The following is a 17,491-nucleotide window of genomic DNA, read 5'->3' on the forward strand; positions in this document are numbered from 1 at the left end:
ACAGGGCGCTGGTACTGAACCTCGATCGGCAGCCGAGCATGGCGATATGTCCTCACTCAGGGTGTCCACGCCCTGGTTCGACGAGACCGGCGATGAGAGTTCCTGGCTCCCGGGGCTACCTACCCCGGTGACAGTGGCGGGACCGCGCCGGATTCACACCGGCTTCCTCTCCTGTCGCCGTACATGGCTCCGGCAGTCCACCACGGGGCCGGAAGAGCCGTCAACTTGCTGTTGACCTGCGAAGGGAGAGTGTGCTGAGGCCCACACGAGAGGGGCTGGAGAGCGCGCGGAAGGCCGGAGGGCGGAACGGTGGTCCGTCCCGCCCTCCGGCCGGTGCCGGGTGGTGTGCCGTCAGGCGACGATCAGCGAGATCCCGTACGCCACCGCCGCCGTGCAGGCCGCGAAGCACACACAGGCGCCGGTGAGGGCGAGGGTCGCGGAGTCGCCCTGCGCCGTGGCGCGTTCGCGGCGGGAGAGGGCGGTGATGCCGAGGGTGAAGACGGCCACGAGCGCCACGGTGATCACGAGGCTGACGCCGAAGACGGAGCCGAGGGCTGCCCAGTCGATGTCCATGCTGCTGCTTCCTTAGTAACCGGGGGAGTTGACCGGGGCGCGGACTCAGACGGCGGCGGCCGGCGGGACCGCCGGGTCGACGACGGCCGTGGCGGGGACGGGAGCCGGGGCGGGGGCCGGGATGGTGGCGGTGAGGTCCTCGGTCACCGTCGACCCCGCGGGGGGCGGGCTCACGGCGGCGATCGCCGTGGTGACCACACCCGCGGGCTCCTCGGAGGCGTTGACGTTCGAGGCGTCGATGACCTGGCGGCGGGAGAACTTCCAGATCGCGGCGCTGGAGGCGATCAGGAAGACGGCCACCAGGGCGGTGCCCCAGTCACCGAGGCCGGTGACCGACTCGGCGCCCGCGCCCACCAGCGCGGCGGCCGGCAGCGTCAGACCCCAGGCGACGAACATCCGGGTCGCGGTCGACCAGCGCACCACCCCGCCCTTGCGGCCGAGCCCGGCACCCATCACCGAACCGGAGACGGCGTGCGTGGTGGAGAGCGAGAAGCCGAGGTGCGAGGAGGCCAGGATGACGGTGGCCGCGCTGGTCTGGGCGGAGAAGCCCTGCTGCGGCTGGAGGTCGGTCAGCCCCCTGCCCATCGTGCGGATGATGCGCCAGCCGCCGATGTAGGTGCCCATCGCGATGGCCAGACCGGCGGAGAGGATGACCCAGGTGGGCGGGTCGGAGTCGGGGGCGACGGCGCCGCCGGCGACCAGGGCGAGGGTGATGATGCCCATCGTCTTCTGCGCGTCGTTGGTGCCGTGGGCGAGCGAGACCAGGCCGGCGGAGGCGATCTGGCCGACGCGGAAGCCCTTCTTGGCGGACTGGCCGCCGGCGTTCCTGCTCAGCGCGTAGGAGAACCGGGTGGCGATCAGCGCCGCGGCGCCCGCGACGATCGGGGCCGCGACGGCCGGGATCAGCACCTTGGTGACGAGGACGTCGCCGTGGACCGCGCCGGTGCCCGCCGAGGCGATGGTGGCGCCGATCAGACCGCCCATCAGGGCGTGCGAGGAGCTGGACGGCAGCCCGACCAGCCAGGTCACCAGGTTCCAGAGGATCGCGCCGACCAGGGCGGCGAAGATGACCTCGGGACGAATGCCGTTCTCGTCGACGAGACCCTTGGAGATCGTGTTGGCGACCTCCACGGAGAGGAAGGCGCCCGCAAGGTTGAGCGCGGCGGACATGGCCACCGCGACCTTGGGCTTGAGCGCACCGGTCGAGATGGTGGTGGCCATCGCGTTGGCGGTGTCGTGAAAACCGTTCGTGAAATCGAACGCGAGTGCGGTTATTACCACAATCGCGAGGATCAGCGAGAAGTTTTCCATTTACCCAGGCAATCGTTCGAAGTCATTGGCTGGTTGACCGTAGGCAACCTGAGTGAACGGAAGATGAACTGAGGAGGGCACTGCGGTGTCCGGATTCGACGGTCGCGACTCCGTCCCGGCCGACAGGCCGGACGCCGCTTGGTCAGTACCCCAGGGCGAAGTCCCGCAGCTCGTTCCAGGACCCGTTGAAGAGATCCTGGTCACCCGGGAGCGAACCGGCGTCGTCGTACTGCCAGAACGTCCAGGACGACCAGCCGCCCGGCAGCTCTCCCGCGTGCGCGGAGCCGTGCCGGGCGATCCACAGCGCGTGGTCCGCCGCGAAGGCGGCGCTGCCGCCGGTGCAGGTGTTCCACCACTGGGCGGTCGTGTAGATCACCGGTCGGCGGCCGGTCTCGCGCCTGACCTCGTCGCTGAAGGACCGGATCCAGGAGACCGTCTTCGCCTTGCTCAGGCGGTAGCACGGGTGCCTGGCGTCGTACGGGTTGTATTCGATGTCGAGCGCGGGCGGCAGCGTCCAGCCGTCCGCCTGCCAGTCGCCGCCGTGGGCCACGAAGTAGGCGGCCTGGGTCCTGCCCGACGACCTGTTCGGCACGGCGAAGTGGTAGGCACCGCGGAGGAGACCGCCGGACCGGGCGCCGTCGTACTGCTGGTCGAAGCGCGGATTGCGGTACGTGGTCGACTCGGTCGCCTTCACGTAGACGAAGGCCGCCCCGTCCGCCCTGGTGCGCCGCCAGTCGACGTTCTTCTGGTGCGAGGAGACGTCGTGCCCCTGCGGCAGGCTCGCCGCGGAGGCCGGGACGACGGTGAGGGCGGCGGCGGAGGTCAGGGCGGAGAGGGTGAGGACGACGGGCCGACGGCGGATGCGGAGGGGCGTGCGGCGGCGGACTCCGGCGGGGGCGGGCGTGGGGGTGGTGGTCGGGAGGGGTGTGCTGAGCGGCTTGCGGGTACGGGTCAAGATTTCCCCAGGGGTGGCGACGGATGGGACAAATCCCCCAGAGGTTACGGGGAGATCGACACTTTTCCGTCGATATCTGTACAGGTCGTGTCACAGACAGTCAGATACGTCCATTCCAGTCCCTGGCGGCGCTGATCTCGGCCCGAAGTGCTGTCGTCCCGGGGGCGGTTCGGGGCTTCGCCTGACAGGATCGCGACATGGCTGAGCAGCGGCGGGACGGGCGCGAGGGACAGGACGGGCAGGACGGGCAGGGCGGGCAGGACAATCAGGGCGGCCGAGCGGGTGAGGCCCGGGGGGAGAGCGGCGGACGGGCGGCTGCCGTGACCCCGGACGAGGAGGCGCGCGCCTGGGACGCGCTCGTCGCGGCGGCCCGCCGGACCGTCTCCGACGGCCTGGTCGTCGGCACCTCCGGCAACGTCTCGGTGCGCGTCGGGGACACCGTCCTGGTCACCCCGACGGGCGTCCCCTACGACCGTCTCACCCCCGCCGACGCGGTCGGCGTCGACCTCGCCGGCCGGCAGGTCCTCGGCATGCTGACCCCGACCAGCGAACTGCCCATGCACCTCGCCGTCTACCGTGCCACCGACGCCCGCGCGGTCGTCCACACCCACGCCGTCCACGCGACGGCCGTCTCCACCCTGGTCGCGGAACTCCCCGCCGTCCACTACATGTCCGGCGCGCTCGGCGGCCCCGTCCGGGTCGCCCCCTACGCGACCTACGGCACGGAACAGCTGGCCCAACACATGCTCCGCGCCCTCACCGGCCGCTCCGCCTGCCTCCTCCAGAACCACGGCACGCTCGCCCACGGCGCCACCCTGGACCAGGCCTACGACCGAACAGCCCAACTGGAGTGGATGTGCCGGCTGTGGCTGACGGCGTCCTCCGTACCGGGCTTGTCACCCTCGCTGCTCTCCCCGGAACAGGTGGCGGAGGCGGCGGAGCGGCTGCGGGGATACGGGCAGCCGCGCGGCTGACGGCGGCCGACGAGGTGACCGACGAGGTGACCGACGCGAGTCCCGGGCGCGGCATTCGCGTCGCCCTGCACTGGCCGGTCGCCCGGATCGCCACCACACTGGAGCCGTGCGCACAGTCAGAGCGACGGCCGCGGCCGTGACCATGGCACTGGCGGCCGGCGCCGCGAGTGTCGCCGCCGGCCGTCTCGCCAGCGACGCCGCCCTCAAGGCGCCGCCCGGCCGCCCCCTCCCCACCGACCCCCGGCTCACGGTGCACGCCACCGCCGCCGGCCGGATCACCCTCACCCGCGACCTCGCCTCCCTCCGGCCCGGCACCTACGGCCTCGCGGGCGACGGCTCCCACGCGGTCGTCGGCCCGGTCCTCGACGAGCCCCGGCGCTCCGCCGACACGGTCGTACGGCGCCTCGAACGCGTCACCCACGGCATCCTGCGCTCCGGCGACAAGGTCTGGCTCACCCCGAACGTCCACATCGGCAACCCGAGCGCCGCCCTCGGTCTCGACCACGCCGACATCGACATCCCCGGCGAACTCGGCTCCCTGCCCGCCTGGTTCGTGCCCAGCGTGCGGAAGATCTGGGTGATCGCCGTGCACGGGCTGGGCACCACCCGCGAACTCCCCCTGAACGTCATGGAGTTCCTGCACCGCCACCACTTCCCGGTGCTCGCCCTCTCCTACCGGGGCGACCTCGGCGCACCCCGCAACCCCGACGGCCTCAACCACCTCGGCGAGACCGAGTGGCGCGACCTGGACGCCGCCATCCGCTACGCCGTGCGCCACGGCGCCGAGCGGGTCGTCCTCCTCGGCTGGTCGACCGGCGCCACCATGGCCCTGCGCGCCGCCGCCCACTCCGCGCTGCGCGACCGCGTCGCCGGTCTGCTCCTCGACTCCCCGGTGCTCAGCTGGGAGACCACCCTGCGCGCCCTCGCCAGGGCCCGGCACACCCCGGGTGCCCTGCTGCCGCTCGCCGTCCGTGCCGCCCAGGGCCGCACCGGTCTGCACGGTGACCGCATCGCCGAGGCCGCCGACCCGAGCCGGCTCACCGTCCCGACGCTGATCTTCCACGGCCCGGGCGACGCGGTGGCCCCCTGGGCCCTCACCCGCCGCTTCACCGCCCTCCGCCCCGACCTGATCACCCTGCACACCGTCCAGCACGCCTCCCACGGCGCCATGTGGAACCCGGACCCGGCCGCCTACGAAGAGGTCCTGCGGCGCTTCCTGACGCCCCTGTCCTGAGATCCCCTCCGTTCCGCGGGGCCTCGTCCCGACCCCGGTGACGTCGTACTCCGCCGGGCCGGCACCCCGTTCCGTTTACCCCGGTACCACTGGCCGGTTCCCGGTCCCCGGCATCCCCCGAAGCCCCTCCCTCGGCCCTCCCCGCAGGCCGCCCCTGCATTCCGTTTGGGTTTTCGGACCGTCAACCGGAAGACTGCACCCGTGACGTCCCGTATCCCGCGCGACTCCAGGCTCCGACTCGTCCGCCCGCGACCCCTGGCCGCCGCCCCCCGAGCGATGAACCAGCGGCGCTCGCGCCGCCCCGCCCCCCGCCCCCCGGAGGGCACACCGGCCCCCGCGGAACTGGCCAGAATGGCACGCTCCGGCTTGGCCGGAGCGGCCCGCGTCGCCCACTGGGCCGACGCCGCACTACGCCCCGGCCCCGACAGCGCGAGCCCCGACGGCAAGGGCACCCTGTCCGACTCGACCGCCGAACAGGCCGCCCTCGACCTCGGTCTGACCCCGGCTCAGATCCGCGCCGACTGGGACACGGCCCGGCTGGCCGGTCTCGTCGAGGTGCACGGTGACAGCGCCCGCCCCGGCTGGCGGCTGCGGGCCTGGGACCGCGACGACAGTGCCGTACTGCGCGGCTGGGTCGCGCTCTTCGACGCCTGGTCGCTCGCCCACCCCGAACCCCTGGACCGCGCGCCGGGGGCCGTCGCCGAGGTCGTCTCGGCCATGCCCCAGGTGCTCTCCTTCCTGCAACTGTCGGCCGGCCCCGTGCCCGTGGAGCAGCTCCTCGACCTCCTCGAACAGCGGGTCACCGAACTGCGCACCGAGCGCTGCGAGATCCCGTACGGCCCGCAGCCCGAGCCGGTACCGCGGGAAGGTCAGGCGGTGCGGGCGGCGGAGCAGGCACCGGAGAGCGAGGACGCGCCCCTCGACTCCCTGCTCGACTGGGCGTTGCGCGCCCTCGCCTCCGTCGGCGCCCTCACCTACGGCGACGGCCAGGCCACGCTCACCCCGCTCGGCAGCTGGGCGGTCTGGGTCAAGCTGGAGCAGATCTGCGTGGCGGCGCAGAGCCCCGCGGGGAACATCGAGCAGTCCGCCGAGGACATGCTGCGCGGCTGTTCCCAGCTCCGTCCGAACGCGGCCCGCGCCGAGTACCGCGCCTGGCTCGCCGCCCGGACCGTGGGCAGCGCCGTGGGGGAGCTCATCGACGCGGCCCGCGGCGAGGACGCCCTGCTGCGCGGCCTCGCCTTCGAGGCGCTGCGCGTCGTCGGCGCCCCCGCCGAGCCCGACGTCCGCGGTGTCGTCGACGAGGCGACCCTGCGGCCGTACGCGCTGCTCTGGCTGGCCGAGCACGACGGGATCGACCCGGAGGACGCCCACGAGGTGCTCACCCGGCAGGAGGCCACCTGGCTCTGGGTCGACACCGCCGCCGCCGTCGCCGACCACGGTGAGGCCCCGCTGCTCGTACGGCACCTGGAGGCCGCGGTGCAGCCCACCGTCCCGGCGCTCCTCGACGAGGTGCGCGCGGTCGGGCACCCCCGCACCGTGCAGGTCCTGGTCGCTCTCGCCGCCGCGCACCCGGACCCGGCCCTCGCCAAGGCCGTGCGCCGGGCCGCCTTCCAGGTGCACACCGGAGGAAGCTGAGCGCCCTCCGGCGGGTCAGGCCCCCGGGCGCGGCAGCTCGGGGGCGTAGTTGCCGAAGCTCCAGATGTTGCCCTCGGCGTCCCGGGCCATGTAGTCCCGGGAGCCGTAATCCTGGTCCGTCGGGGGCATCAGGATCTCCGCGCCGTGCTCCGCGGCCCGGCGGTGGTGGGCGTCCACGTCGTCCACCACGATGTACACGCCGGTCGGCCCGGCGCTCTTCATCGCCTCGTCGAAACGCCCGCCGCGGCCCTTCGAACCGAGCATCACCGCGCCGTTGCCGTGCGCCAGTTCGGCGTGCATCACCGAGCCGTCCTCGCCCTCGTACACCGCGAGCGCCGTGAAGCCGAAAGCCTCCGTGAGCTGCTGGATCGCCGCCTTCGCGTCCGTGTACAGCAGCGATGGAAAGATGCTCGGACGCCCGCCGTCCGGATCTGTCATGCCGATCACTCCCTCTGTCCGTGCGTATCGAGTGGTTACCCGTGCCCTGCCCGGCTCGCCGCGCTTCCCCTCCCTCTCCCTCTCTCCCCCTTTTCCCTCCCTTCCTCCCCTTTTTCTTCCTTTCGCCGAGTGTCCCACCCGCCACTGACAACGGCCCGGACACCGGCGTCGGACCGCCCTCCGAACGGGGGTACGCCTCCGACACGCCCCCGCCCCGCCCGCCGTGTCCCGGCCGCCCGACCCCGCGCCTGACTAGGCTCTGCGCCTGATTCCCCGGTACGGGGCGTCCCGAAGGGAGCGTGGTGGTCGTTCTGCGGGCCGAGGGGGAGGGGCCGGACCCCGCCGCCCAGAAGACCGGGCACCCGGCTCCGCGCCGCGCCGCCCGCGTCCCCGGCGTCCTCCGGACCGTCCTCGCCACCCTCCTCACGGCCGCCCTCGCCGCTCTCCTCGTCCTGGCCCGGTCGGCCCGCCCCGTCCCCTACGGCGACCACCTCACCGTTCACGCGCGCGCGGAGCACGCCACGGAACCGCGCTCCCGGGGAGGCGGAAAAGGCACCGCACTGCGCACCCGCCGGGGTGCCGTGGAGGCGTACGACCGCTCCACCGGCGACTCCCGCTGGCGCTACGCCCGGGAGGGGCGCCGCCCGCTCGCCGTGCTCCCCGCGCGCGGGGAGGCGATCACGCTCTGGGACGACGGGCTCGTCACCGACACCGACGGCCGTTCCGTGCGCTGGCACCGCGCCCTGCCGGCCACCGAGGGCTGGCTGCCGGCCCAGGGCGGCAGCGGAGTACTGCGCCCCCTGGAGCGCGGCATCCTCGCCGTCGTCACCCCGAGCCGCGTCGCCGCGTACCGCACCGCCGACGGCGACCTGCGCTGGGCGGTGCCCGCGCGTCAGGGTTGCGCCTTCGAGCCCGCACGTGCCGTACGTCACGGCGCGACGCTTCTTCTCGCCCAGCCGTGCGCGGCGACGGAGCCGGGTACCGCGGCGGAACCGGCCTGGACCGGCCAAGTCGTCGCCGTCGACGACCTCGGGCGGATCACCCCGGGCCGCAGGCCGCTCGGCGACGGACCCACGCGGGCCGGAAAAGTGGTTGCACGGCCCCGTTAGACTTGGCCCATGGCCATTCTCCTCGCGCATTAGACGGCGGGAACGCCCTCAGCCGCCCATCCCGCCTTCCAATCCGCCCTGGAGTCTGACCTTGATCTCCGCCTCCGGTATCGAGCTGCGCGCCGGTGCCCGCGTCCTCATCGAGTCCGCCACCTTCCGAGTCGCCAAGGGCGACCGCATCGGTCTGGTCGGTCGCAACGGCGCCGGCAAGACCACCCTCACCAAGGTTCTCGCCGGTGAGGGACAGCCCGCGGGCGGCACCGTGACCCGCTCCGGCGAGGTCGGCTACCTCCCGCAGGACCCGCGCACCGGCGACCTCGACGTCCTGGCCCGCGACCGCGTCCTGTCCGCGCGCGGCCTGGACACCCTGATCCGCAAGATGCGGGAGAACGAACAGCGCATCGCCAACGGCGCCGGTGCCACCCGCGAGAAGGCCATGCGGCAGTACGAGCGCCAGGAGACGGAGTTCCTCACCAAGGGCGGATACTCCGCCGAGGCCGAGGCCGCCACCATCGCCGCCGCGCTCAACCTGCCCGACCGGGTGCTCGGCCAGCCCCTGCACACGCTCTCCGGCGGTCAGCGCCGCCGTATCGAGCTGGCCCGGATCCTCTTCTCGGACGCGGACACCCTGCTGCTCGACGAGCCGACGAACCACCTCGACGCCGACTCGATCGTCTGGCTGCGCGACTACCTGAAGACCTACCGCGGCGGCTTCATCGTGATCTCCCACGACGTCGACCTCGTCGAGACGGTCGTCAACAAGGTGTTCTACCTGGACGCCAACCGCGCCCATATCGACGTCTACAACATGGGCTGGAAGCTCTACCAGCAGCAGCGCGAGGCCGACGAGAAGCGCCGTAAGCGCGAGCGGCAGAACGCCGAGAAGAAGGCCGCCGCCCTGCACACGCAGGCCGACAAGATGCGCGCCAAGGCCACCAAGACGGTCGCCGCGCAGAACATGGCCAAGCGGGCCGACCGGCTGCTCGCCGGGCTGGAGGCGGTGCGCGCCTCCGACAAGGTCGCCAAGCTGCGCTTCCCCGAGCCGGCGCCCTGCGGCAAGACCCCGCTCACCGCCGAGGGCCTGTCGAAGTCGTACGGCTCCCTGGAGATCTTCACCGACGTCGACCTGGCCATCGACAAGGGCTCCCGGGTCGTCATCCTCGGCCTCAACGGCGCCGGCAAGACGACCCTGCTCCGGCTCCTCGGCGGTGTCGAGAAGCCCGACACCGGCGCGGTCGTCGAGGGCCACGGCCTCAAGCTCGGCTACTACGCGCAGGAGCACGAGACGCTCGACCCCGGGCGCACGGTGCTGGAGAACATGCGCTCCGCCGCCCCCGACCTGGACCTCGTCGAGGTCCGCAAGACGCTCGGCTCGTTCCTGTTCTCCGGTGACGACGTCGACAAGCCCGCCGGTGTCCTGTCCGGCGGTGAGAAGACCCGGCTGGCGCTGGCCACCCTGGTGGTCTCCTCCGCCAACGTGCTCCTCCTCGACGAACCGACGAACAACCTCGACCCCGCCAGCCGCGAGGAGATCCTCGGCGCCCTGCGCACCTACAAGGGCGCGGTCGTCCTCGTCACCCACGACGAGGGCGCCGTCGAGGCGCTCCAGCCCGAGCGGATCATCCTGCTGCCCGACGGCGTCGAGGACCTGTGGGGCGCCGACTACGCGGACCTCGTGGCCCTCGCCTGACCGCCGGCGCCGCGTGATCGAAAGCGTGATCCACGGCCTATGGATCATTCGGCCCATCGGTGATCCATCATCTGGGTGAGATCTCCTCGTACCCCGGTGTGTCCTCCACCGCATGACCGGCCGAGTCCCTCGTCGACAGGGGCTCGGCCGTCGCGCGTCCCTGACCAGGCCGTTCATGGAGAAAACCGTTCGGTCTTACGGACGGCCCGGTGCGGAATCGGGGATTCCGTATGTGGGGATGCGCTCCTGTCGTCAAAACCGTGTCTCACGGACCTTGCCGAATGGGTGGCCATGAAAGCCCGGAGGGGTGATCATGAGGAGTCCAGAGCGCACTTCCCATGAGGAGGCACGGGTGGCCGAGACTCTGAAGAAGGGCAGCCGGGTGACCGGCGCCGCGCGCGACAAGCTCGCGGCAGACCTGAAGAAGAAGTACGACTCCGGTGCGAGCATCCGGGCACTGGCCGAGGAGACCGGCCGCTCGTATGGGTTCGTGCACCGGATGCTCAGCGAGTCGGGCGTCACGCTTCGTGGGCGTGGCGGAGCGACCCGGGGCAAGAAGGCCGCTTCTGCCTGATTTCGGGCAGTCCATCGGCTTCTACGGTGGCCACCCGGTCGGTCGGCTGACCTACCGGGTGGTTACTGTGCAGTCACTTAACCGTGCTGTCGTACAGCACGGAAGATGACCGCACTCATCGGAGGCGCCCCATGGCTTCGCCCGAACAGGACCTCGGTCCCGTACTCGACAAGGACGGCGTACGGCTCACCGTCGACGACGCGATCGCCACGGTGACGCTGGCCAATCCGGACAAGCGCAACGCCCAGAACCCCGCTCTGTGGCGGGCGTTGGCGCAGGCCGGAAGGGAGCTGCCGGGCTCCGTCCGGGTCGTCGTACTGCGGGCCGAGGGCAAGTCCTTCTCGGCCGGGCTCGACCGGCAGGCGTTCACGCCCGAGGGCTTCGACGGCGAACCGTCCTTCATCGACCTCGCGCGCAGCGACGACCCCACGCTGGACGGGACCATCGCCGAGTACCAGGAGGGTTTCACCTGGTGGCGCCGGAGCGACCTCGTCTCCATCGCGGCCGTGCAGGGGCATGCCATCGGAGCCGGTTTCCAGCTCGCGCTCGCCTGTGACCTGCGGGTGGTCGCGGACGACGTCCAGTTCGCCATGCGCGAGACCAGCCTCGGCCTGGTGCCCGACCTGACGGGCACCAACCCGCTGGTCTCTCTCGTCGGCTACGCCCGCGCCCTGGAGATCTGCGCGACCGGGCGGTACGTCACGGCCGAGGAGGCCGTCAGCACCGGCCTCGCCAACATCGCCGTGCCGGGCGACCAACTCGACGACGCCGTACGGGACTTGGCCGCGGCGATCCTGGCCGCCCCGCGCGACGCCGTGATCGAGACCAAGGCCCTGCTGCGCGGCGCCCAGGAGCGCACCTACGACGACCAGCGCGCCGCCGAGCGCGCGGCGCAGGCGCGCCGGCTGCGGGACCTGGCCGGCGTCGGCGAGTAGGACCCGCCGGGCGCGGCGCTCACTCGACGGCCGTCACCAGCACCGCCACCGTCGGCCGGTCCCGTAGCGCCTCGCCCGCCGTCGCCCGGACCTCCCGGGCCACCTCCACGGCCCGGTGGTCCGCGCGTACCGCGAGTTCCACGCGCACATGGCGGCGGGTGAGGGCGGCGTCCTCCCGCCGCTCCTCGATGTGCACCGGCCGGCCGAGCCCGCCCAGCGTGCCGGTCAGCCGGGTCACGCCCGGGACGGTCAGCACCGCCGCGGCCACCCGGGACTCGTCGTCGTCGCCGGGCCGCGGCAGGGCGCTCTCCGGGTCCGGTCCCTCGGACGGCCGTACGGGGGCCGCGGATTCCGCGGTGTCGTCGAGAAGGCTCTCCACCCGCAGATCCACCTCCGTGACCGTCAGGCCCAGCCGGCGTGTCGCGGCCGCGGCCAGGGCCGCCCGCAGCCGGGCCGCCGCGTCCGGCAGCGGCTCCTCCGCCCCGGCCGCGAACTCCGCCGTCACCCGCAAGGGCCCCGGTGTCATCGCCCCCGGGGGAGCCGGTACGGCGGGTTCCTGGGCCTCCTCCGGGCCCGCCGCCGCCTCGATCCGCAGCGCCCCCAGCCGTACGCCGGGTACGTCCGCCGCCTCCTTCCGCAGCACTGTCCATGCCGCCGCTTCCGCGATCCACGCGCCGTCACCCGGCCCGCCCAGGGGCAGAAGCCTGCCCAGCCGCAGCTGTAGCCGTACCGCTCGGGTCAATCCGTCCGCCGTCATTCCTCCAGCGTGCCGCATCCCTGGCGCGTGATCGCGCAACGGCACTTACGGTGGATGAAGGACGACGACCGAAAGGGACGTACGGCGATGACCGACATGACGGAACGGAACCGGAGCCAGAACCCGGACGGCGACCAGGACTCGCCCCAACTGCGCAAGCCCGCCCGACGCGGGGGAGGCGACCCCGGCAACCGGGGGCGCACCACCATCGCCGACGGCGTGGTGGAGAAGATCGCCGGGCTCGCCGCCCGGGACGTGCTCGGTGTGCACGCCATGGGCAGCGGCCTCTCACGGACCTTCGGAGCGGTGCGGGACCGGGTGCCCGGTGGCTCGAAATCGGCGACCAGGGGAGTGAAGGCCGAGGTCGGCGAGGTACAGACCGCGATCGACCTGGAGATCGTCGTCGACTACGGCGTGTCGATCGCCGACGTGGCCCGCGCCGTGCGGGAGAACGTCGTCGCGGCCGTCGAGCGGATGACCGGTCTCGAAGTGGTCGAGGTCAACATCGCGGTGAGCGATGTGAAGCTGCCCGACGAGGAGGACGACGAGCCGGAACAGCCCCGGATCCAGTGAGCGGACGACCAGTGAGCACACGACAGTCGAGCGGACTACCTGAGAGCGGACTGAGGAGCGCACCATGAGCGGGGCCTTGATCGGCATGATCGCCGGAATGGCACTGGGCTTCGCCGGATACTTCGGCGGCTTCGGCGCCTTCGTGCTGGTGGCCGCCCTCGGCGCCATCGGCTTCATCGTCGGCAGGTTCGCGGAGGGCGATCTCGACCTCGGCGACTTCTTCCGCACCCGAGACGACCGGCGGCGGTGACCTCGGTGGCCGGCGCGGCCGGAACCCTGGACGAGCCCCGCGGCCGGCCCGCGGTCATCGCGCCCGGCGAGCGCGGCGCGACCCGGATCGCCGACCGCGTCGTCGCCAAGATCGCCGCGCAGGCGGCCCGCGAGGCCCTCGGACCGCTTCCGCCCGAGGCGGCGCCGCCACACGTCACCGTCGCGGTCCACCACGACACCGCCCGGGTCCGGGTCCATCTCGAACTCGGCTATCCGTGCGACATCGGATCGCACTGCACCCAGGTGCGTCGACAAGTCGTCGAGCGGGTACGCGCGTTGGTGGCGATGGAGGTGCCGGAGGTCGCCGTGCAGGTCGAGCGGCTGCATCCGGCGCGTACCCACGGCGTGGCCCAGGGGAGGACGCGATGAGCGAGTACCACGGCTCCGAGAGCACCACCCGACGACTGCCGGTCCTGTACCGGGTGGAGCCGGACAGCGGCACGGAGTACGCCCCCGGCCGGTCCGGCGCCGCGGAGGACTCCGCACCACAGTCCCCCGCCCAGGGCGAGGAGGGCACGAACGGCCGCTTCTGGTCGGCGCGCCGCGTCCCCGCGGCCGTCGTCGCCACGCTGCTGCTCGTCGGCGCGGGCACCCTGCTCTACGACGTGGCCGCCGTCCGCGCCCACCGGTCCGCCCTGAGCTGGCGGCGCTCACTGGCCCGGCAGCTGGCCGAGCGGCCCCTCGACGACACCTGGGTGCTGGTCGGCGCCGGGATCGCCGCCGCCCTCGGCCTCTGGCTGCTGCTGCTCGCGCTCACCCCCGGCCTGCGGGCCGTGCTGCCGATGCGGCGCACCCACTCCGACGTCCGGGCGGGACTGCACCGCGCCGCCGCCGCGCTCACGCTGCGCGACCGGGCCATGGAGGTCGCGGGCGTGGGGTCCGTGCGGGTACGGGTGGGACGGCGCCGGGCCGAGGTCCGCGCGCTCGTGCACTTCCGCGAACTCGACGACGTGCGCGCCGACTTGGACGCCACACTGACCGACGCGATCCACCGCCTCGGACTGACCCGGCCGCCCGGACTCTCGGTACGGGTCGCCCGGCCCGGACGGAAGGGATGAACGCCGTGCTCAGGACCGTCAACCGACTGCTGACCGGGCTCGTCGGGCTCGCCCTCCTCCTCCTCGGCGGGTCCGTGCTGGCCATCGGGCTCGGCGCGAAGCCCCCCTCCTGGTGGATCCACGACGGACGCCACGACGTGCTGCTCAGCGACGCCCAGCGGACCCGGTGGCGGGACGCGGGCTGGTGGTGGCCGGCGGTCATCGCCGTGCTCGCGGTCCTGGTGCTGCTCGCCCTGTGGTGGCTGATCGCGAACCTGCGCCGGCGCCGCCTCGCCGAGGTGCTGGTCCGCACCGGTGAGGGCGACGGCGCGCTGCTGCGGGGCCGCGCCCTGGAGAGCGTGTTCGTCGCCGACGCGAGCGAGCTGGAGGGCGTCTCCGACGCCCACGTACGCCTCACCGGCAACCGCACGGCCCCCCGGGCCCGGGTCCGCCTCCGGCTGGAACCGCATGTGGACCCCGAGGACGCGCTGCACCACCTGACCACCCGCGCCCTCGCCCACGCCCGCGACTCGGCCGGCCTCGCCGAACTCCCCACGGAGGTACGGCTCACCGGCGTCAAGCACCGTGCGCGGCGCGTGAGTTGACCGCCGCCAACAGTCGTACGGAGGAGACGAGTTGAGCGCCGTCAACAACCGTACGGGTTGGGCGAGTTGACGGCCGTCAAGGGCCGTACGTGGTAGGCGGGTCGGGCGAGGGCGAGTGGCCTACGGGCAGCCTGGGTCGATGGCGTCGGGGCGGGCCGGTGCTCCGCCCGCCGCCAAGTCCGCCGGGCGCAAGGCGCGTTGGGGTGGCCCGGCTCAGAAGCCGTGCCGCATTCCGCCGTCCACCGGAAGCATGATCCCCGTCAGGTAGGACGCGGCCGGCGACAGCAGGAACGCGGCCGTACGGCCGAACTCCTCCGGCGTCCCGTAGCGGCGCAGCGGGATGCGGGACTCGTTGGCCCTGCGGGTGGCCGCCGGGTCCGCGGAGAGGCCGTCCAGCTCGCGCACCCGGTCGGTGTCGATACGGGACGGCAGCAGACCGAGGACACGGATGCCGCGCGGGCCCAGCTCGTCCGCGAGGGACTTGGCGAAGCCGGCCAGACCGGGCCGCAGACCGTTCGAGATCGTCAGTCCGGCGATCGGCTCGTACACCGAACCCGACAGCACGAACCCGATCACCCCGCCCTCCGTCAGCTCCCCGGCCGCCGCGCGGGCGAGCCGCACCGCCCCCAGGAACACCGACCGGAACGCCGCCTCCCACTGTTCGTCGGTGTTGTCGGCGACGAACCCGGGGGCCGGCCCGCCCACGCTCACGAGGACGCCGTCGAAGCGCCCGAACCCCTCGCGCGCCGCCGCGATCAGCCGCGCGGGCGCCTCCGGATCGGCGTTGTCGACCGCCAACCCAACCGCGTTCCGGCCCAGTTCGGCCGCCGCGTCGGCGACCCGCTGCTCGTCGCGGCCCGTCACGACCACCTTCGCCCCGTCGGCCACCAGCTCGCGGGCGGTCGCGTTGCCGAGCCCGCGGGTGGCGCCGGTGACGACGTACACCCGGTCCTTCAGTCCAAGATCCATGGTCCCTATCCTGCCGTGTCGTCCCCGAACAGGACGAGCGCGGTGTTGACGAGCCCGATGTGGCTGAACGCCTGCGGGAAGTTGCCCAACTGGCGGCCGGCCAGCGGGTCGTACTCCTCCGCCAGCAGCCCCACGTCGTTGACCAGCTTGAGCAGCCGCTCGAACAGCTCCCGCGCCTCCCGTGTACGGCCCGTCATGTGCAGCGCGTCCGCGAGCCAGAACGAGCACGCGAGGAAGGCGCCCTCACCGCCCGGGAGGCCGTCCACGGGGGTGTCGGCGGTGTCGTAGCGGCGTACGAAACCGTCCTGGCCGAGCGCCTCGCGGACCGCGTCGACCGTGCCCACCACCCGCGGGTCGTCGGCCGGCAGGAAGCCGCAGCGGGGGATGAGCAGCAGCGCGGCGTCCAGTTCCCGCGAGCCGTAGGACTGGGTGAAGGTGTTGCGCTGCGGGTCGTAGCCCCTCTCGCACACGTCCCGGTGCACCTCGTTCCGCAGCGCCCGCCAGCCCGCGAGGTCCCCGGCCAGCTCCGGGTACTCCTCCAGGGTGCGCACGGCCCGGTCGGCGGCCACCCACACCATGACCTTGGAGTGCACGAAGTGCCGGCGCCCGCCGCGCACCTCCCACAGTCCCTCGTCCGGCAGCCGCCAGTGCGCGCGCAGCCACTCCAGCAGCTTTCCCTGCAACGACCACATGTGCGGCTTGGGGGAGAGGCCCGCCCGGCGGGCCAGCCAGAGGGCGTCCATCACCTCGCCGTACACGTCCAGTTGGAGCTGCTTCACGGCGCCGTTGCCGATGCGTACGGGGGCGGAGCCGGCGAAGCCGGAGAGCCAGGGCAGTTCGAACTCCGGCAGCCGGCGCTCGCCCGCCACGCCGTACATGATCTGCAGGTCCGCCGGAGCGCCCGCGACCGCGCGCAGCAGCCAGTCACGCCAGGCCGCGGCCTCCTTGTGGTAGCCGACGGAGACCAGTGCGCTCAGGGTCAGCGTGGCGTCGCGCAGCCAGCAGTAGCGGTAGTCCCAGTTGCGTACGCCGCCGATCTCCTCGGGCAGGGAGGTGGTGGGCGCGGCGACGATGCCGCCGGTGGGCGCGTAGGTGAGGGCCTTGAGGGTGATCAGGGAGCGCAGCACGGCCTCCCGGTGCGGGCCGTCGTAGCGGCAGCGGGCCGACCACGCCTGCCAGTCCGCGACGCTGTCGCGCAGTGTCCCGTAGGGGTCGACGAGCCGGGGGCGCGGTTCGTGGGAGGGGTGCCAGGTGAGGACGAAGGCGACCTTCTCGCCCGCCTTGACGGTGAACTCCGAGTGGGTGCCGAAGTCCTCGCCCCAGGTGTGCACGGAGGGCTCACTGCGCAGCCACACCGAGTCCGGGCCCGCGATCGCCACCCGGTGGCCATGCGCCTTGCGCATCCACGGCATGACCGAGCCGTAGTCGAAGCGCAGGCGGAGCGTGCTGCGCACGGTGACGCTGCCGTGGAGGCCCTTCACGATGCGTACGACCTCGGGGGCCCGCTCGCGCTGCGGCATCAGGTCGGTGACGCGTACCGCGCCCTCGTCGGTCTCCCACTCGGTGTCCAGGACCAGGGTGCCGGGGCGGTAGGCGCGGCGGGTGCAGCGGTCGGCGTCGAGGGGGGCGATGCGCCAGTTGCCGTTCTCCTGGTCGCCCAGCAGCCGGGCGAAGCAGGCGCCGGAGTCGAAGCGGGGCAGGCACAGCCAGTCGACGGAGCCGTCCATGCCGACCAGGGCCGCGGTCTGCTCGTCGCCGATGAGGGCGTAGTCCTCGATGCGGGGGTGCACGCAGTGCGGCTTCCCGGCGGGCCGACGGGGCAATCAGGTGGTGCGCCCGGGCGGGTGAAGGG

19 protein-coding genes and 1 riboswitch are annotated in these 17,491 nt (G+C 73.0%); of the genes, 12 read left to right on the plus strand and 7 right to left on the minus strand.

Going from position 1 to position 17,491, the window contains the following annotated elements; all coding sequences use genetic code 11:
* Positions 1-75: 75 nt before the first annotated feature.
* Positions 76-218: riboswitch (cobalamin riboswitch) on the minus strand.
* Positions 219-351: 133 nt separating this feature from the next.
* The 3 genes from ABZT12_RS21060 to ABZT12_RS21070 all read right to left on the minus strand — a co-directional run bounded on the left by ABZT12_RS21060 (position 352) and on the right by ABZT12_RS21070 (position 2,710).
* On the minus strand, positions 352-573 hold the full coding sequence (locus ABZT12_RS21060) for a hypothetical protein (protein WP_356386483.1): 222 nt from the start codon (positions 571-573) through the stop codon (positions 352-354).
* Between the two features lie 45 nt (positions 574-618).
* The gene (locus tag ABZT12_RS21065; RefSeq protein WP_356386485.1) at positions 619-1,884 is read right to left on the minus strand and encodes an inorganic phosphate transporter; all 1,266 of its coding nucleotides are present in this window, start codon (positions 1,882-1,884) and stop codon (positions 619-621) included.
* A gap of 142 nt (positions 1,885-2,026) precedes the next feature.
* On the minus strand, positions 2,027-2,710 hold the full coding sequence (locus tag ABZT12_RS21070) for a lysozyme (protein WP_356386672.1): 684 nt from the start codon (positions 2,708-2,710) through the stop codon (positions 2,027-2,029).
* 326 nt (positions 2,711-3,036) lie between these two features.
* Between ABZT12_RS21070 and ABZT12_RS21075 the strand changes: the two genes are divergently transcribed.
* The 3 genes from ABZT12_RS21075 (at position 3,037) to ABZT12_RS21085 (ending at position 6,682) form a co-directional block, all read left to right on the plus strand.
* Positions 3,037-3,813 carry a class II aldolase/adducin family protein gene (locus tag ABZT12_RS21075; protein WP_356386488.1) on the plus strand — a complete coding sequence of 259 codons (777 nt, stop codon included), beginning with the start codon at positions 3,037-3,039 and terminating at the stop codon, positions 3,811-3,813.
* Positions 3,814-3,919: 106 nt separating this feature from the next.
* Positions 3,920-5,047 (plus strand): alpha/beta fold hydrolase, encoded by a 1,128-nt coding sequence (locus ABZT12_RS21080; RefSeq protein ID WP_356386491.1) that lies wholly within the window; start codon positions 3,920-3,922, stop codon positions 5,045-5,047.
* A 201-nt stretch (positions 5,048-5,248) separates the two neighbouring features.
* Positions 5,249-6,682 (plus strand): hypothetical protein, encoded by a 1,434-nt coding sequence (locus ABZT12_RS21085; RefSeq protein ID WP_356386494.1) that lies wholly within the window; start codon positions 5,249-5,251, stop codon positions 6,680-6,682.
* A 15-nt stretch (positions 6,683-6,697) separates the two neighbouring features.
* Here ABZT12_RS21085 and ABZT12_RS21090 read toward each other — a convergent pair whose 3' ends face one another.
* Positions 6,698-7,120 (minus strand): VOC family protein, encoded by a 423-nt coding sequence (locus ABZT12_RS21090; RefSeq protein WP_356386496.1) that lies wholly within the window; start codon positions 7,118-7,120, stop codon positions 6,698-6,700.
* 299 nt (positions 7,121-7,419) lie between these two features.
* On the opposite strand from ABZT12_RS21090, the gene ABZT12_RS21095 reads away from it, so the two are divergent.
* The 4 genes from ABZT12_RS21095 (at position 7,420) to ABZT12_RS21110 (ending at position 11,428) form a co-directional block, all read left to right on the plus strand.
* Positions 7,420-8,229 carry a hypothetical protein gene (locus tag ABZT12_RS21095; protein WP_356386499.1) on the plus strand — a complete coding sequence of 270 codons (810 nt, stop codon included), beginning with the start codon at positions 7,420-7,422 and terminating at the stop codon, positions 8,227-8,229.
* Positions 8,230-8,320: 91 nt separating this feature from the next.
* Positions 8,321-9,919: an ABC-F family ATP-binding cassette domain-containing protein gene (locus ABZT12_RS21100; RefSeq protein ID WP_356386502.1), complete on the plus strand. Its 1,599-nt coding sequence runs from the start codon at positions 8,321-8,323 to the stop codon at positions 9,917-9,919.
* Between the two features lie 352 nt (positions 9,920-10,271).
* Positions 10,272-10,493, plus strand: a complete 222-nt coding sequence (locus ABZT12_RS21105) for a helix-turn-helix domain-containing protein (RefSeq protein WP_006123601.1) — start codon at positions 10,272-10,274, stop codon at positions 10,491-10,493.
* Between the two features lie 131 nt (positions 10,494-10,624).
* On the plus strand, positions 10,625-11,428 hold the full coding sequence (locus tag ABZT12_RS21110) for an enoyl-CoA hydratase/isomerase family protein (RefSeq protein WP_356386505.1): 804 nt from the start codon (positions 10,625-10,627) through the stop codon (positions 11,426-11,428).
* A 19-nt stretch (positions 11,429-11,447) separates the two neighbouring features.
* Here ABZT12_RS21110 and ABZT12_RS21115 read toward each other — a convergent pair whose 3' ends face one another.
* Positions 11,448-12,185, minus strand: a complete 738-nt coding sequence (locus ABZT12_RS21115) for a nucleopolyhedrovirus P10 family protein (protein WP_356386508.1) — start codon at positions 12,183-12,185, stop codon at positions 11,448-11,450.
* A gap of 87 nt (positions 12,186-12,272) precedes the next feature.
* On the opposite strand from ABZT12_RS21115, the gene ABZT12_RS21120 reads away from it, so the two are divergent.
* The 5 genes from ABZT12_RS21120 to amaP all read left to right on the plus strand — a co-directional run bounded on the left by ABZT12_RS21120 (position 12,273) and on the right by amaP (position 14,670).
* The gene (locus ABZT12_RS21120) at positions 12,273-12,758 is read left to right on the plus strand and encodes an Asp23/Gls24 family envelope stress response protein (protein WP_356386511.1); all 486 of its coding nucleotides are present in this window, start codon (positions 12,273-12,275) and stop codon (positions 12,756-12,758) included.
* A 64-nt stretch (positions 12,759-12,822) separates the two neighbouring features.
* Complete coding sequence (locus tag ABZT12_RS21125) at positions 12,823-13,008, plus strand: hypothetical protein (protein WP_356386513.1); 186 nt, start codon at positions 12,823-12,825, stop codon at positions 13,006-13,008.
* Positions 13,005-13,397: a hypothetical protein gene (locus ABZT12_RS21130; protein ID WP_356386516.1), complete on the plus strand. Its 393-nt coding sequence runs from the start codon at positions 13,005-13,007 to the stop codon at positions 13,395-13,397. The genes ABZT12_RS21125 and ABZT12_RS21130 overlap by 4 nt, the downstream gene beginning before the upstream one ends.
* Positions 13,394-14,086, plus strand: coding sequence for a DUF6286 domain-containing protein (locus ABZT12_RS21135; RefSeq protein WP_356386519.1), 693 nt, complete (start codon positions 13,394-13,396; stop codon positions 14,084-14,086). The genes ABZT12_RS21130 and ABZT12_RS21135 overlap by 4 nt, the downstream gene beginning before the upstream one ends.
* Positions 14,083-14,670 carry an alkaline shock response membrane anchor protein AmaP gene (gene amaP, locus ABZT12_RS21140; RefSeq protein ID WP_356386521.1) on the plus strand — a complete coding sequence of 196 codons (588 nt, stop codon included), beginning with the start codon at positions 14,083-14,085 and terminating at the stop codon, positions 14,668-14,670. The genes ABZT12_RS21135 and amaP overlap by 4 nt, the downstream gene beginning before the upstream one ends.
* A gap of 213 nt (positions 14,671-14,883) precedes the next feature.
* On the opposite strand, the gene ABZT12_RS21145 is transcribed toward amaP, so the two are convergent.
* Together ABZT12_RS21145 and ABZT12_RS21150 are read right to left on the minus strand one after the other, a co-directional pair.
* Positions 14,884-15,639: an SDR family oxidoreductase gene (locus ABZT12_RS21145; RefSeq protein WP_356386524.1), complete on the minus strand. Its 756-nt coding sequence runs from the start codon at positions 15,637-15,639 to the stop codon at positions 14,884-14,886.
* 5 nt (positions 15,640-15,644) lie between these two features.
* Positions 15,645-17,429, minus strand: coding sequence for a glycoside hydrolase family 15 protein (locus ABZT12_RS21150; RefSeq protein WP_356386527.1), 1,785 nt, complete (start codon positions 17,427-17,429; stop codon positions 15,645-15,647).
* Between the last annotated feature and the right edge of the window lie 62 nt (positions 17,430-17,491).

It is taken from the genome of Streptomyces sp. NPDC005423 (assembly GCF_040606415.1).
Taxonomy (GTDB): domain Bacteria; phylum Actinomycetota; class Actinomycetes; order Streptomycetales; family Streptomycetaceae; genus Streptomyces.